Source organism: Metabacillus sp. Hm71 (assembly GCF_051842955.2).
Classification (GTDB): Bacteria; Bacillota; Bacilli; order Bacillales; family Bacillaceae; genus Metabacillus.
In genome coordinates, this window is record NZ_CM200278.1 from 5,913,395 (window position 1) to 5,929,991 (window position 16,597).

Sequence of the window (16,597 nt, forward strand, 5' to 3'; positions counted from 1 at the left end):
ATCACCTCTGTTTATCCCATTACCTGTTTGCTAATGGACTTCCTTTCACAAACAGATTGCATTGACTTAACAAAAATTCACTAAACATCGAATTAGCCCATGAGAACCAGGGTCTTGTGAATTTTTCAGGTTTATCGACATGAAATCCTTCGTGCATAAAGTTTGTATTTGCATCAGTGTGTGTAAATAGATCAAGAATTTCTTCTTTCTCTTCATTTGTTAAAGCAGTCATCCCTTGAATGGCAAGAGCAATATGCCAAATATAATGTTTAGGTGTATGTGGACTGCCAATCCCTTTCGCTACCTTACCCTGATAATAGTAAGGGTTTTCAGAACTTAAAATAAACTTTCTTGTATTTTGATAGATTGGATCATTAATATCGCAATAGCCTAAATATGGAAGGGAAAGAAGACTAGGTACATTGGCATCATCCATTAGATTGTAATTTCCAAGTCCATCTGTTTCATAGGCGTAAATCGTTCCGTAAATGGGATGCTCCACTTTACCAAATTGTTGGATGCCATGGTCAATTTCATTTGCCAATTCAAAGGCTGTCTCCGCAAGATTTTTATCATTTAAGACTTCTTCAGCGATTTCCTTTAATTGCTTTAAGACAACAACAGCAAACATGTTAGCTGGAATTAAATAGCCATATTTGCAAGCATCATCACTGGGACGAAAGCCGCTCCAGGTCATACCGGTGTAGGCGACAGGTGTTCCTTTTCCTTTATGTGATAATGTATCCTGCGCGGGGCAGTTATCCCTTTCAAATAGGTAGTTGGATTTCTCTTCGTGATTTTGCTCCGTTTTCCAGGTTTTGATTATTTTCGCAACCGCTGTCCGGAACAATTCATTAAATTGAGAGATTCTCCCAGTCGATTTCCAGAATAGATACGACAGCTGAATTGGGTAGCAAAGTGAATCAATTTCATATTTCCGTTCCCATAAAAGGGGCGTCATCTCAGTCTTGTCATCATGATACCTGTTTCCATTTGCTTCCTCGTTAAACGCATTTGCATAAGGATCATGGATAATGAACGACAATTGTTTTTTTATGACACCTTCTATCATGTCGGCCATTTCCTTGTCGTGTTCAGCAAGCAGTAAATACGGGCGAACCTGTGCAGCCGAATCCCGCAGCCACATTGCAGGTATGTCACCTGTAATGACAAAGGTTGTTCCATCTGCTTGCGGTCGAATTGTTGTTTCATAGGTATTTGAAAAACAGTTTTCAAACATATCTTGTACTTTTTGATCATGCGGGAATGAAGTTTTAACTTTATCAATTAATGCTTTCATTGATTGTGGTAATTGTCCTTGCATAAAAGTACCTACTTCCTTTTTTAGTAGTCTTATCGTAATGGGATATGCAAAAAACTGCGCATTGTTTCATGCTGTACACTTTCTGAACTCATTTATAAAATTAATTTTTTTCAAATCCCAGTGTAACAATTTCATGATTACGAACTGAAACGTGAACAGCTTTCCTGCCATCAACATGTAATGATTTCCCTTTTTCTTCGATCACATTACTTTTATATATATTGTTATAAGTTTCTGATGCCTTGACGATAAGAGTATCGCTTTCATCAGACATATTGAACCACCGCAGCATAACATCACCAGATTGTTCAGATACTTTCATAGAGGAAAATGCTAGATTGGCAGATTCCCACTGGACAAATGAATGAACAGGCGGTAATTCACCATCATGAAGACCTGTTTGTTTCAATGACCAAGGTACTTGATATTGGTATGCATCTTGATAAACTCTAGCTGCACCAGCTTTTCCCTCATGTGGATAGATGCGAAATGAAATAGAATGTTCTCCTAAACATTGTGCTTCTGGTGTCGGAAAATAGCCCCAATCGCCAAGCTCGCCTACAGAGCGCAGCAATGTTACCGCGATTGTATTCCGGCCATCACGAATCATTTCATATTCATTTAATCCAAGGTTGGCAATCGTTAAACCTTCAATATCATTGCTAACATCAACAAATGCTTGCTGATGCTGTGAATGATCCGGGTTCTTCCATTCCTGCGACGGCTCGTTGGATCGTTTTGCTATTTCGAAGATTGAATCAGCATAATGTACATCGGTATTTATGTTTGTTGGAAATAATGCTCTGAGACGATGGTCTTTCGCTTGGTTATTGTATGATGTTTTAACATTTATACCTTTGCTGTTCTTTTCCAGCGTTACAATTGTTTTAATTGTAAATGGGACCAATTCCTCTACACGTCTCGACTTTCTGCCAGTAAACCAGACAAGCTCTTTTTGCTCTTGATCCAATAAATCTGATGCGCTTTTAGGAATTTTCCACTCATGCACAATCTCGTATGCAGCTTGGAATGGTGTATCTTCCATGATGTTTATCTTTGCCATTACGTCTTTGGTTGTAAGAGCTTGTTCACTATTCGGCTGCTTATACATATATTCGTTTCCAATATCACCTGTATCTTCATAGACACATAGCCCTTCAAATGTACGTCCATTTGCTTTATTGGTTACAGTCAGAGAACCATTTTCATTAATTTTTACGTGTACATATTTATTTTCCATTTCATTTTCATTTATGATCAATGAACAATGATCCGTTTGCCTTGCTGACGAAATCCAAGCATAGGTTTTAAACCCAAGTGCTGGTACTTTTTCTGCTTCAAAAGTAAGGCGAACCCGTCTTGCCATGTATGGCTGGCGGAATTTTTCTGCTGGCAGATCATAATCAAAAGCAATCCCTAAATCTTCTACCTTACAGTCATATTCGGTACCTGTATCATCTACTAACGTTCTTTCTCCTAACGGAAATTCTTTAAGGTCTTGCTGGTTTACTCCTGCTGAGAAATAATCTCTTCTTACATCAAGTGTAATAGAAACTACTCCGGTGCGATCCCATCCAGTCGTGTTATAGACTGTAAATGGCAGCGCATTTTCTCCCCATTTTTCAAAACTCATTGTATTAATTTTTTCAGAAATAGACGTAAGGCTTTCATCAATTACCATCTCAGCTACATGCTTGCTTTTCTCAAATCGTGTGACCATTTCACGGTGAACCTCATCAACACTGCAGCCGCAAATACTGTCATGCGGGTGATTTTGCATTAACGTTTTCCATGCATATTCAATTAAGTGATGAGGGTATTCTCCTCCATGTAAATAGGCGAATGAGCATAAAGGCTCCGCCACTTTCTCAAGGAGTGCCTGACCATGTTGATTCATTTGTTTAATATATACGCGTGCGGATGCTGTATTAACAAGCGTCCCCCATCCGTCTGTTTGCTGGCTCCGCAGCTCCCCTTCAATGACTTTTAAATTTCCCGGCAGTGATGCAGCAAGCTGGTCAACATAATCATTAAAATTCGAATGAACAAATTCGATATTCGGATATAATTTTTCAGCCGTTCCAATTGCTTCCGGCAAATCGATTTGTATTGGCTGATGATCACAACCATTCATCATGAGCATATGTGGGGTTGCTGCATATTTTTCTAAGGATGCAATATGATGCTCCCAATACTTTTGAGCTTCTTTTTCATCTGTTGGTACTTCATTCCCATTGCAGTACCAATTTGCAAATAAAATTCCGAGAACAGATGAGCCGTCCGGGGAGCGCCAGAGCATTTCTGAATAGGGTGATTCATAAATTTCTGCTTCACTGACCGTATTGTTAAATCCTGTTGGCTTCACACCTCTTCCGAAGACAGCATTGTTAATACCAGCCTGGCTTAAAATTTGCGGAGCCTGGCCGATATTTCCAAATGAATCTGGAAAATAGCCAACCTTTGAAATACCTCCCCACCCTGCTGCATCTTTCATCCCGTATTGAAGATTACGAATATTGGCTTCACTGCTTGTCAAAAATTCGTCCTGCAAAATGTACCAAGGACCGATTTGAAGCCTTCCTTCTCTGACGAACTTTTGAAGCTTTTCCCTCATTTCAGGACGAATTTGTAAATAATCATCTAAAATGATGGTTTGTCCATCAAGATGAAAGCTTTTAAAATCAGGATCACTTTCCAATGTTTCCAACAGTCTATCCATCAATTTTGTTAAGAGGACGTGGTGCTTCTCATATGGCAAATACCATTCCCTGTCCCAATGAGTATGAGAAATGATATGGATAACCTTTTTATCTTCCAAGTTTATACCTCCAAAACTAGGTTGCTATTAATGTAGTAGTAGATACTGGAATTTGCTAGTATCCCAGCATCGAGCTTTGATCGTTCAGTCATCTTTCATTCACTTCTCTTCTGTCAGCAACATCTTTGCCGCCTCTAACTTAACCAAGTGAGATATTTGAAGGCCCGTATGCATACTTCCCGCGTTGGGACCATACGAGCCATCTTTAAAATGCTTTATTTAACTATCTGCCCAGCGATCATAAGCATCTTGATAGATTTGAACATATTGATCAATATTCATATTTTCAATCGTTTTTACATATTTATCCCAATTTGACAGCGGCTCAACACCAGTAATGAATTTTGCTTCCATTTGCTTGACATACGATTCCAGGTCAACTTCAATCGTATTTGCTTGTTGCTGTTCCTCTGGTGTTAAATAAACTAGCGGATAAGGAACTTTTGCAAATGGCTCAATCTTTTCATTTGTTTCTGCTGCAATAAATTTATCAAAATCTGTTTGTTCATTTCCTTCAATTGGACCACTTAACGAAGGGGTAGCTATCCCGTAATCTGGTGTTAATGTTCCGCGATAATCTTCTGAGGATTTAAAGCCTTCTGGCACATCAAGTTTTACTCTCTTACCGCCTTCTTTATCAGCCCATTTCCAAAGATGTCCTTCAGGTCCCATATTTAGAAATGCATAGCCTTCTTTTGAATAGAAGTAATCAACCCAACGGATAGATGCTTCCGGATTTGGATTATTTTTCGTGATTGAAAAAGTACCCCTTCCAATTCCAGGGCTGCGTGGTATTACAGCTTTTTCGGAAACAGAGCTAGTCAAAGGATAGAACATTGGGTTATTCATTGATTGTTCTTCCGTTTCTCCTGTTGTAAAGAATGGGTACCAATCTGGGAATAACCCTATTCTGTTATTCTGTCCTTTCGCTTTTTTCTGTTCATCTGATTGAGAGAATGTTTCTGGATCTAGCAGTTTTTCCTCATAAAGTTTATTCATGAATGTTAAGTATTCCTTATAGTTCTCTGTCATTGGTGCATACCTAACCTTGCCGTTAACTTCTTCAATCCCCCATTCCTTTATACCAAAAGCACCTAGCAGCCATGGACGGGTGCTATCCATTTTAACATCAATTAAAGGTATTTCATCCGCTTTTCCATTGCCATTAGGGTCTTCTGTCTTAAATCGTTTTAATAATTCATAAAGTTCATCTGTTGTCTTAGGAAGCTCTTTAACTCCTAATGCATCAAGCCATTGACCGTTATACCATAAAGGACCTCTTGGCCAGCTAGATGTTGGACCATTACTTACTGCTGGTAATGAGTATATATGTCCATCCACTGTCGTAATAGATTTTTTAATATCGGGGTTTTCTTCTAAAATTTTTTGAATATTAGGGGCATATTCTTCTATTAGATCTTCTAAAGGTAATAATACTCCTTGTTTTCCATAGTCAACTTCCATGGCAGGTGTCAGATTACTTGATCCAGCTCCATATATAATGTCTGCAACGTCCCCGCTGGCAAATGCTAAATTTAATTTTGTTTGAAAGTCACTCAGAGGCGGTGTTGTATATTCAAAATTGATATTCGTCATCTTTGAATATTCTTGTAATGTAGGCATGTCTTTCCATTCTGCCAAACCTGTGCCTGGTGCCATTAATGTTAATTCGATTTCTTTGTCTACAATTGGAAATCCTTCTTTATTTACTTCAACCTTTGCAGAAGATGGATTCTCTTCTTTGCTTACGTCTTCTTTTGAACTACATGCCGTAAGGATTAAAATAGTTGTTAAAAGTAGTGCCAGCAATTTTCTCATCCTTGCATCCCCTTTCATTATTAACAAAGATACTTGCTTATGAATCTTTTTTATTGCCTGATCACCCCCTTAAATCATCACATATTGTTAAGAAGGCCATTCTCCTTACCCCTTCAGCGAGCCTATCATAACACCTTTAACAAAATAGCGTTGTAAAAATGGATAAACAATAATAATTGGAAGCGTAGAGACAATCATCACACCATACTTAATAATTGCGGCAAGTTGCTGCTTGCTATGCAATGCCTCTGCCATGCTGCCTGTCAAATTTGTGTTTTGTGATGACATTTCCTGCAATACCAGTATTTCTCTTAATACTAATTGAAGCGGAAACATTTCTTTGTCAGATAAGTAGATTAATGCATTGAAATATCCGTTCCAGTGGCCTACACCATAGAATAACGCCATAACAGCTATAATTGGTGCAGATAGTGGTAAAATTATTTTGATAAACATTTTAAAATTTGAGGCTCCATCAATGATTGCTGCTTCTTCTAATCCTTTTGGTATGGAAGTTTGGAAAAACACACGTGCAATCACGATATTCCATACTGCTGCTGCATTCGGTAACACCATCGACCAAATTGTGTCAATAAGTCCCAAATTCTTTACAACTAAGTAGGTTGGAATTAACCCGCCACTAAAGAACATCGTCAGTACAAACATACCCATGAGAATATTTCTGCCTGCAAAATCTTTACGTGACAGTGCATATGCTGCTGGGATCGTAACTGCTAAGTTAATGAAAGTACCTAAAGCAGTATAAAAAATTGTATTGAGATACCCTCTCCAAATAGCGCCATTTTCAAATATTAGCTTGTAGCCTTCGAATGTAATACCTTTAGGAAAAAGCCACATCTCCCCTGAGTTTACAGATGCTGGATTACTTATGGATGCACTTACAATATAAATTAATGGATAAAGTACGATCACTAGTGCAGCAGTCAGAAAAACATAAACAAACGCCTTAAATAGTTTATCTGTTTTCGTTTCGTGTATTGAAGAATTCATCTTTCTCTCCCCCCTCTTACCATAGGCTTGTCTCACTGGTTTTTTTCGCAATTTTATTTACTATGATTAGTAAAATTGCATTTATAACTGCGTTGAACAGACCAACTGCTGATGCAAAACTATATTGTGCGTCTAATAAACCGGCTTGATAAACGAATGTTGCAATCACATTCGAAGACTCAAGGTTAAGTGGATTTTGCAATAGTAAAACTTTCTCAAATCCCAGGGCCATGATGCTGCCGACATTCATAATGAGCAAGATAATCATGGTTGGAACAAGTGCCGGAATGTTTATATACCAGATCCGCTGTAAACGCGACGCACCATCAACAATTGCAGCTTCATGATGCTGTGGATCCACACCAGCAAGAGCGGCAAGGTAAATAATCGTCCCCCACCCTGTGCTTTGCCATACACCTGATAATACATATACTGTTTTAAACCAAGCTGGTTCACTCAAAAATGCGATCGGTTCAAAACCTAGTAGTTTAATCGCATGGTTTATAATCCCTGTCTCTGGAGAAAGAAATGCGATGATCATTCCGGACATAACAACAACTGAAATAAAATGAGGGGCATATGTTACTGTCTGTACAGTCCGCTTAAATATACTGTCTTTTACCTCATTTAAAGCCAGCGCTAAAATGATCGGTAATGGAAAGCCAATAATTAATTCGTAAATGCTAATTCCTAATGTATTTTTGATTAGATCCCAAAAATAATAGGATTCAAAGAATCTAATAAAATGATCTAAGCCAACCCATTCACTTCCCCATATCCCTAAAGTTGGAATGAAATTTTTAAATGCAATTTGCACCCCGTACATCGGAATATAATGAAAGATTAGAAAGTATAAAAATGCCGGCAATACAAATAGATAAAGCTGCCAATTTTGTAAGATCTTCCTGTTCCTTTTCATTTTTTCAGGTTTTTTTTCCGTTAATTTATGGGGTTTTGCAGAACCACTATTAAATTCTTCTTCCTGTTGTAATGGGGAAGTTGCCGTACCTGAACTCATTCAATAACCCCTCCTTCTGGTTTTGTATGAAACTGCTTTCATGGTAGCGTTTTTTAGGAAATGTAATCAATATGTTATTTTTATTAAGCATTGTCAATGTGATAACAGCGGACGTGATTACGCTTACATTCCAAGGCTTCTCAACTCTTGTAATATGTCACTCTTGCACCAATATGTATCCCTTTACATTCTTATCTAAATGCCTTCATAGCAGTGTTTAGGGGGAATTCCTATTTCAGAAGATCGATGCAAAAATCACACCATATGAGATGCTAATTTAATGGCAGCATAGATGATTAAACTTGTTACGATGGGGGTAGGCGGTAAACCATAAAATGCAGATTCGATATGTTTGTTATATGTAACTTATAAAAAAATACTGAAATAACTAGTTGCCGAATGTTTTTTTCTGGTGTATATATCTTTTCGAAGCTTAAAAAAACACACATCCCCACTCATTTATACTAAAAAATCAATAAATGAAAAAAGAATGAGGAATGTGCACCTTAGCAAACTATTTGTCACAATAAATAATAATAAAGTTAGGTTTATTCAAAACGCCAACCACCTTTTGCAAAATTTACCCATTCCTCATATTTTGAATCATTTGCATAAATCCTTGTATTGCTCTAAAACTCGATCATTATGTTTCTCCATCCAATCTGCCAACAGTTCCCTCAATGATTGGAGTGTGTCTTTGTATGCAAGATTTTCAATCTCGTTTATAAGTTCGTAAGGATCATTTTGCAGATCATATAATTCATCCGTATCCCCACAATTAAAGACATACTTCATATGACCATGTCGGATCATACGCTGTGTGTACAATATTTCGGCAAGACCGTTTCCTTCAGTGACGACATGGTCGGGCCAATTACTAACATTTTCATTATTTACAAGAGGAACAAACGATCTTCCGTCACTATTTATTTCTTCCTCAGGAACTCCTGCCCAATCAAGTATGCTCGAGTAAATATCACAAGTTCCAACAAAACGATCTTCATATCTCGTCTGCTCTAATTTTTTTGCAGGCTTAACGATCAGTGGAATTCGGCAAGTTTCCTCATACATAAAGAAATTTTTATCACATAATCCTCCATGGATACCAAGGGATTCTCCATGATCCGCAGAAAAAATGATGATTGTATCCTCATACAGACCATGTTCCTTTAAATAGTTGAGAAGTCTGCCAATTTGTTCATCGATCAAACTAACGTTGGCATAATAATGCTTTATATAAGGTTCAAACTTTTTCCATTCAGTTGTACCAGCTCGTTTCACATTATGAATGGCAGGCTTGTTCGTGGATTTATCGTAAAAATTTGGCCAAGGTTCAATTTCTATATCACGGTATAAGTCTAAATATTTTGTAGGTGCTATATATGGTTCATGAGGACCCCAAAAGTTCAACTGGAAATAAAAAGGATTAGCTTTTTGTCTGAATTGATCGATATAATGAATGGCTCGATCTGTTAAAAAATATTCCACGGTAGTTTCAACAGGAGATACGACTTCTGCTGCCCAATGTCCTTTATAATGTCCAGTTATTTTATTTTCTAACTTAACCTCTTTACCATGTTCTTTCAAATAATCGTGATATTGTACATAATCATGTCCACCTGCACCATGTCCTGGGAAATCATCCCCCTCATATCCAACTTCGGTAGGTCCCGATCCTAGGTGCCACTTACCTGTATAACCTAAACTGTAATGTTGCTTTTTAAGTTTATTGCTAAGTAATTCGGTTGAATTTGGTAATTCATTAAATCTACACCCTGGTTCATAGGTGTTGTTTCTCATTTCATGATTGTGAGGATATAATCCAGTTTGAAGTGAAGCACGGGCAGGTGTACAAACAGGACAACTGGCATATGCACCATTAAATACAACACTTTCCTCTGTCAAAAGGTCAATATTTGGTGTTTTGCAAATTTCCCCTCCATAAGCTTTTAAAGTATCAACACGGTGTTGATCTGTTAAAATAAAAAGAATATTGGGCTGTTTATTAGACACTTTTATCCTCCTTTTTATGAATAAAAATACATTCCATCTATTCCTATTTAATCCCAATCAATAATTAATGCCCATTTTATTTGATACTTCATAGATAACTTTAAGTTATTCGTTAAGATGCAAATACCTGGACAAAATAACATTTTGTTTAGAAGGCCATACTCCCTACCCCTTTCAGCGAGCCTATCATAACACCTTTAACAAAATAGCATTATAAAAATGGATAGACTTTAATCATTGGAAGCACAGAGAAAATCATCACACCCATTAATATGTTAATCTCATTAAGTATTGTCAGGATATTAATGACGACTATGATCCCGCTTACATTTCAACACTTTGCAACTACCTCTTGCAATATGTCAATTTTATTTCAATATGTATACCTTTACATTTTCACTAAAATGCCTTTTCGGTAGTATTTCGAGGGAAATACTACTGATAAAAAGTTATCATAAACAATACTAGCTCCTTATTCGTAAATTCGTAGACTATTTTGGATACACTGACTTACTACTATAACAAAACCCGTTTGGAAGGGCTTTTACCCGCTAATACTCGATGAGAAATGAAAAAGGCCATGATTAATAAAAATCATAGCCTTAAGTCATTCATGTATTCGATTACCTGTTTAAATTTCGATATTGCCCAGGTGTTACTCCTACTATTTTCTTGAACTTCCGGGTAAAATTTGCGACATCCAAATAACCTACTTGAACGACGATTTCTTTAATTGGCTTATCCGTTTCTTTTAATTGCCTCTTTACATCTTCCATGCGGAGATCCTGTAAATATTGCGTAAATGTAACACCTGTTTGTCCTTTAATAAAACGGCTAAGGTAAGATACAGATAGTTGAAATTTAAGCGCTACACTTTCCAAAGATAACTCACACATATGATAGTTGTCTTTAATATAATCCAAAATGTCATTTCGCAGTTTATCATTATGGCTTTCTTTCTTGCTATCAACCTCTTCACATATCGTTAAAACTAACGTGTGCAGCTGTTTGTGCAATTGTTCTATCGAATTAAAATCTGCTATGACATTAAAGTCCTGGATATATTTACTCAATCCCATTTCAGAAACTGTTTTTACAATTGCATTGATAATATCAAAACAGATGCATTTTAACACTTGGATTGACAGATCTTTACCAGCCAGATTTGTAAACATGTTGCGCAATGTTTCAGCAGCAACAATCTGGTCCCCTTGCTTTAAACTTTGGACAAGCTTCATTTGTTCTTCTATCGGATAGCCAAGTGACTGTTCCGGCTGAACGCTGATTTCCTCAAAATAGATGATGCTGCCTTGTGGCTTTGCAAATTTATATTCTATTGTTGCAAGGGCTTCAATATAGGATCGGTTTATTCGGTTTTTTTCTTCATAAAGCCCCCCCACCCCAATGGTTGGATCAATAAGGCAAACCTTATGAATATACTGTTGAATCTGCGGCACAAGCCTTTGACGTTCATTATAAGCATCATTTGTTACTTGATCCATGCTTACAATTAGTGCCATTGCATCATGATAAAATAAATCTATACCATGTGCTGTGGCGTTTTCTAGTGAAATATTTGATAAGCTGTTAAACACCTTTTCCCGCTCTTCCAAATTATCCTCATTAAAAGTTCCTTTTTCAAAATAAACGATCGTCACAAAGTAGTGGCCATCCTTCATTTGAATATTTAACGAATGCAGTAATGAATCTATTTCTTTTCCATCACTTATATCACCTTTTAATAGTTTCACTAAAAACTGAACTCTGGCAAAAGGTTTTTGCATATACATCGTTTCATTCAAAATCTGATGGTCTTCAAATACATGTGCAATCGTCTTGCGAAGGGTCTCTAATTCATTTCCGCCTTCCAGATCAGCTGTTTTCTTTCTTACTTTGGTTGTTATTTCAAACAAGTTTTGAATCGGCTTATATTGATTTTTCCCAAGAAAAACAGCTAATACAAAGCCAACAATTAAAAGGACAATTAACATGGCAAAAATCAAGATCGTCGTATTGTCTAAAATTTTAAAAAACTGATCAGCTTCCATCAATGTTATAAACTTCCAGTCGCTTAGCTCTGATTTAACAGACACAATCGAATAATCTTTTCCATTTAATTCAACATTATCAACACCGTAATGATTAAAAGGAAGAGAATCCAATTGTTCTGAATCAATCGATTCATCATTAATAACAGAAGCAATAGCTTGATTATTTTCATTGAAAATATATACATTGCCCCTAGATTCACCTAATATGTTTTGAATCAGATCTGTCATCGTCGATTCCTCAATAAAATACATGACTGTGCCATAAGGGTTGGGATTGTTTGGTGCGATCGGAAATAAATAAGCAATCATATTCTCATGTTTATCATTGATTTCATTCTTAATCACTACATTGTTAACAGGCTTTATAAATGGCATTTTCGTATGTAAATCACGAATAAGTTCTTCTTTTTCCCATTCACCAAACCGATATTTTTTCTGCATTAAAGCATCTATCGTATATGAACCGCTAGTGGAATAGATTGTCTCATCATCATGATAATAAACAAATAGTTCTTCAATGATCGAACTGTTTGCTTTATATTTTTTTAATTCATCAATTGCTTCACTACTGTAATAACCATGACTGAACATATACGGAGTAAGTCTTGGGTCATATGAAATTCTTGCTGCAAGAGTTGCTAGTTCTTTCATTCGCTCATTTGTTAGCTTTTCTACTTGTTCCAGTTTATTTATATTGGATTGTTCAATTTCATCGCGAAGACTTGCTACAGAATGAAAGTAAATAATTGTGCTCATGGCAAGAAATGGAACAAGGAAAACTAGCAGATAGGAGACGATATATTTATATAATAGTCGTGATTTGATCCTCTTATGCAACACAATTCCACCCCCTAAATGTCTATGCTAAATCTTTTTTCCTCTAATTTGAACACTTGTTAAAATCTTAAAAAGAGGAAAAGAAATAATTGAAAATTCTGCAATAAAGGTTTTTGGCAGAAAGCTAAATAGATAGAATAATAGCATTAGGAAGACGATTATTGTTTTCAGCAGGGGAAGTAAATCTCCCACTTAAAAATTTTTCAGCCCTAAAAGGAAGCGCTTCCATCAAAAAATAGTATTTGTCGAAAACAAGATAAAAGAAACCGGCTTATTGCCGATTTCTACTATTAGTATAGCATATATTTAATTATTATAGCATTTATTTGATTATTTGTGCACCATTTATCTGCAAATAAGGATACTAAAAAACCTTTTCAGCTTATTATTTCAACCTCATCAGGACGGTAAACAGAAGTAAGATTCCCCATTTTATCTGTTGAAAACATAACCGTTCGTTCGGATTCAAGCCTAAAGGAATAGGTTCTATTTGTTTCAAGATCTTTAATTTTCACTTGCAGATCTTTAGCAAATTCGGACACAAAAATAAATAATGAGCCATTTTTAAAAGATAGCTTTCTTCCATAATTCCCAGGCACATCACCCTCTCGCCATTCCAGTTGATGATGGATGCCGGCTTTTTTTATTACATATTCATATAATGCGATGATCGGTTCACTTCGATCATTCAGTTCAACAGGCAATGGACACCAGATCACTTCACCATTCCCATATGAAAATTCCTTTACTGAAGATGAATTTTGATCAGATATTAAAACCTCTTTCATCGCTTCAGCAATTCGTTCTCCTCCAAATGAAACTGGATATTGTTTGTCATTTATTTCAAGCATTTCCTCGCGAAGGATATTTTCAATACTGGTTGAACCAATGATGTCAGTCATTCGATTTGTATCGTGCCAATATTCATCTAAGTTAATAGGTCCAGTAATTAATAGTGTTATACCTTGTTCTTTTACAACTTCCAAAATGTGTGTAAGTGCCTTGCTGCTAAAATTGTGCGGACTTGGAATAACAATCAACTTTGGCGCTTCGCTTTTTAATGCATCAAGATGATATTCGCTTAATGCGCGAAAAGGTGTATTCATTTCATACGCCAATGTTCTCGTAAGCTTCATTGTTGCATCTAAAGCCAGCTTTCGATTTGAAAAATCATTTGAATATGGGAATACGACGGCGATTTCTTCCAGCACCCTGTCTTTAAATAAATCACGTGTATCTTTTATAAACGCACCGAAATCATAAGAAACATTTGTTTCAGGCTTTTCGGTACCGTCTGCGCGAATTGCCCCGATATTTGATTCATTAATATTGTTCATATAGTAATTTGTGTTCCAGAGCCATTGTACAGCGCCAGCTCCACCAGTCGAAAAGGAATAAGCATATTTTCTTTCAAGTATGTTACGTAATTCCTCTTCACTCCTTTTCGCTTGATTATTTGGATTTTCTACATACATAATTCCCGTTTCCTGAATCAGGTTTGGCTTAGCAGGGGTTTTCGTAAAAATTCCATCCCAGACTAATTGATCGAGCAGCCACCATGTGTGGTTCGTTGTATAATCAACCGCATCACTGTAAAATAGAGGTGATGGCCGCTGTGAACCAAGGGCTTCATCCTGTCCAACCGTAACAAGCTGATTTGGCGCTAACTGCTTAATCGAATCTGTAAGCTCCTTTGCCCATTTGTTATGCATATCCATCGTATACAACGTATAATCAAGCCATTTTAAGCCTTTTTTTCCAAAAAGCATATCTTTAATCCCAAAATTGATCTCACTTGGTTCAGGTGGTTCAATCGTATCAAAAGATGGCAATTCCTGTTCTGTCATGTTCCATTTTTCCTGAAGCTCACGAATAGAGCTATGACGGTTCTTAATCCATTCTCGATATGCTTTACGATCGTGCTTATCATGGAGTGATCTAGGGCCTGAGAATGTACGGCTCGGATCAAATAATGAGGGCTCATTAATTAAATCCCAATGAATATTGCTCGTTTTGGTATGCCTTGAAACGATTGACGTAATAAAACGTTTTTGCGCCTCAACACTTCGCGGGTCCAGGTATGGGTTTTCTCCTTCCCATGTTTCCGGTGTAAAGGAAAAGAAAGTAAACGTTACTTCAAGATCATGCTTTTTCGCACATAAGATAAAAGCATCAATCGAACGCAGGACATTTTCATCAACATGACCATCGATAAACATCATGTTGCGCCATGCCGTCCAAATTCCTGTCCGAATATAATTTATACCTGCATGCTTCATTTGTGCCATATCCCGATCCCATACATAAGGGTTAGGTAAGAATAGGAAGTATCGGGCAACATCTGATGTCATATACGTCATGCCAACAATTGGCATCGGGCGCCCATCTTTTTGGAAATAATCTCTATCACATGTTAATGGATCACCTATTGTTAAAAGCTGCTTATCCATTCCCCAAAAACCTTGATGAAGAATTCGGGTTTCACCAGTACTTGATACAGCATGGCATGTTAGCTCATACAATCCTGGCATAATATCTATAGGCAATATAAATGAAAGGGCATTCAATTGTTGGGATGCAGTTACTGCTTCTGTTTTAGAAAAGATTGTCTCTTTATTTTTTGTAACAGTAAAAGTTAATGTCCATTCTGTAACCTCGTTTTTAAACGACTGTAATTGATAGGTTACTTTTGGGCGTTCCCCTTCATCATACGTGGCATAGTTTGTTTTCAGCCACATTTCGGTTACTCCATTTGTTGCAAACAAAGCTAATTCCTCGATAGCCTTTGCGCCTTTTTCTATCCAAAATTGTTCATTAACTTTCTGATTAATGAAAATCCAGCGTCCTCCGGTGAATTTCCCTCTCGTATTTTCAATTAAGACACCAGGGGCAGCTACCTCACGCCCGCTCTTTGAAACGCCTTTAAGCAACGGATATATCCGTGCATCCATCGGACCTACTGAACCCATTTCAGCCTCAATTGCACTGGATTTTGTTACATGCAGCACAAAATTGCAGGTATCCTCAATTGGAAATAGATCCTCTTTACCTGAGAACACAGGAATATCCTCATTATGCTGCAAAAAAGCGATCGGTTCGGATTTAACATGCAAAGCCTCATGAATATTTAATTGCTGATGGTAAGCCGTTTGTACACGCTCTTTTTCCCAATTGCCATTGGCCAGATAACATGGAATCCGAAACGGAATTCCGCCAATATGGACAATTCCTTTACCGCTTTTAAGATGATCATATATTGCTTGCCAAGCACTTTTTGGAAAATAAGGGCCATGCATATTGACAAAACAATCCACTTCACTATTTGCTAATACTTCTGCTAATGAAAGAGCATCTGCAAGGATGATTTCATTGCGAAAGCTTTCAAAAAATGATCTTTCCGGTCTTTGGCCATCTATTGGAAAACTAGAATCATAGAAAATAACGGTATTACCCATAAATATTACCCCCCCCATAATCTCTTAAATTTTTTAAAATGACATGATTTTAATTGACATATTGTTACATAGTTCCTGCCTATAATATCTGTCCATCTCTTAAACTGTAAATATGTAAATTATTTAGCAATATGTAAACCTTTACAAATTAAGCTTATACTAAGTAAAAGCCTATATATTCCCCTTTTTTAAAGTAAGGAATTTTTAATTCTAAACAAAAAATCACAAGATTTTCATAATCTTGTGATTCAA

The 16,597-nt window shown here is 36.7% G+C and carries 8 protein-coding genes; all 8 read right to left on the reverse strand.

What is annotated here, in order from left to right; genetic code table 11:
* Nucleotides 1-19 precede the first annotated feature (19 nt).
* The 8 genes from ACSVDH_RS28810 to ACSVDH_RS28845 all read right to left on the reverse strand — a co-directional run bounded on the left by ACSVDH_RS28810 (nt 20) and on the right by ACSVDH_RS28845 (nt 16,345).
* Nucleotides 20-1,324, reverse strand: a complete 1,305-nt coding sequence (locus ACSVDH_RS28810) for a glycoside hydrolase family 125 protein (RefSeq protein WP_439252523.1) — start codon at nt 1,322-1,324, stop codon at nt 20-22.
* Between the two features lie 100 nt (nt 1,325-1,424).
* Nucleotides 1,425-4,142, reverse strand: coding sequence for an alpha-mannosidase (locus ACSVDH_RS28815; protein ID WP_439252522.1), 2,718 nt, complete (start codon nt 4,140-4,142; stop codon nt 1,425-1,427).
* A gap of 219 nt (nt 4,143-4,361) precedes the next feature.
* Nucleotides 4,362-5,960 (reverse strand): extracellular solute-binding protein, encoded by a 1,599-nt coding sequence (locus ACSVDH_RS28820; RefSeq protein ID WP_439252521.1) that lies wholly within the window; start codon nt 5,958-5,960, stop codon nt 4,362-4,364.
* Nucleotides 5,961-6,065: 105 nt separating this feature from the next.
* Entirely contained in the window at nt 6,066-6,971 is a 906-nt protein-coding gene (locus ACSVDH_RS28825; protein WP_439252520.1) for a carbohydrate ABC transporter permease, read from the reverse strand.
* 16 nt (nt 6,972-6,987) lie between these two features.
* Nucleotides 6,988-7,890: an ABC transporter permease gene (locus tag ACSVDH_RS28830; protein ID WP_439252564.1), complete on the reverse strand. Its 903-nt coding sequence runs from the start codon at nt 7,888-7,890 to the stop codon at nt 6,988-6,990.
* 702 nt (nt 7,891-8,592) lie between these two features.
* Nucleotides 8,593-10,002: a sulfatase family protein gene (locus ACSVDH_RS28835; RefSeq protein ID WP_439252519.1), complete on the reverse strand. Its 1,410-nt coding sequence runs from the start codon at nt 10,000-10,002 to the stop codon at nt 8,593-8,595.
* A gap of 623 nt (nt 10,003-10,625) precedes the next feature.
* On the reverse strand, nt 10,626-12,893 hold the full coding sequence (locus ACSVDH_RS28840; RefSeq protein ID WP_439252518.1) for a helix-turn-helix domain-containing protein: 2,268 nt from the start codon (nt 12,891-12,893) through the stop codon (nt 10,626-10,628).
* 374 nt (nt 12,894-13,267) lie between these two features.
* On the reverse strand, nt 13,268-16,345 hold the full coding sequence (locus tag ACSVDH_RS28845) for a beta-galactosidase (RefSeq protein ID WP_439252517.1): 3,078 nt from the start codon (nt 16,343-16,345) through the stop codon (nt 13,268-13,270).
* Between the last annotated feature and the right edge of the window lie 252 nt (nt 16,346-16,597).

Bases quoted from the DNA above. Each gene is read 5' to 3' on its own strand.
- ACSVDH_RS28810 (WP_439252523.1), bottom strand. From the start codon at position 1,324: ATGCAAGGACAATTACCACAATCAATGAAAGCATTAATTGATAAAGTT.
- ACSVDH_RS28820 (WP_439252521.1), bottom strand. From the start codon at position 5,960: ATGAGAAAATTGCTGGCACTACTTTTAACAACTATTTTAATCCTTACG.
- ACSVDH_RS28825 (WP_439252520.1), bottom strand. From the start codon at position 6,971: ATGAATTCTTCAATACACGAAACGAAAACAGATAAACTATTTAAGGCG.
- ACSVDH_RS28830 (WP_439252564.1), bottom strand. From the start codon at position 7,890: ATGAAAAGGAACAGGAAGATCTTACAAAATTGGCAGCTTTATCTATTT.
- ACSVDH_RS28845 (WP_439252517.1), bottom strand. From the start codon at position 16,345: ATGGGTAATACCGTTATTTTCTATGATTCTAGTTTTCCAATAGATGGC.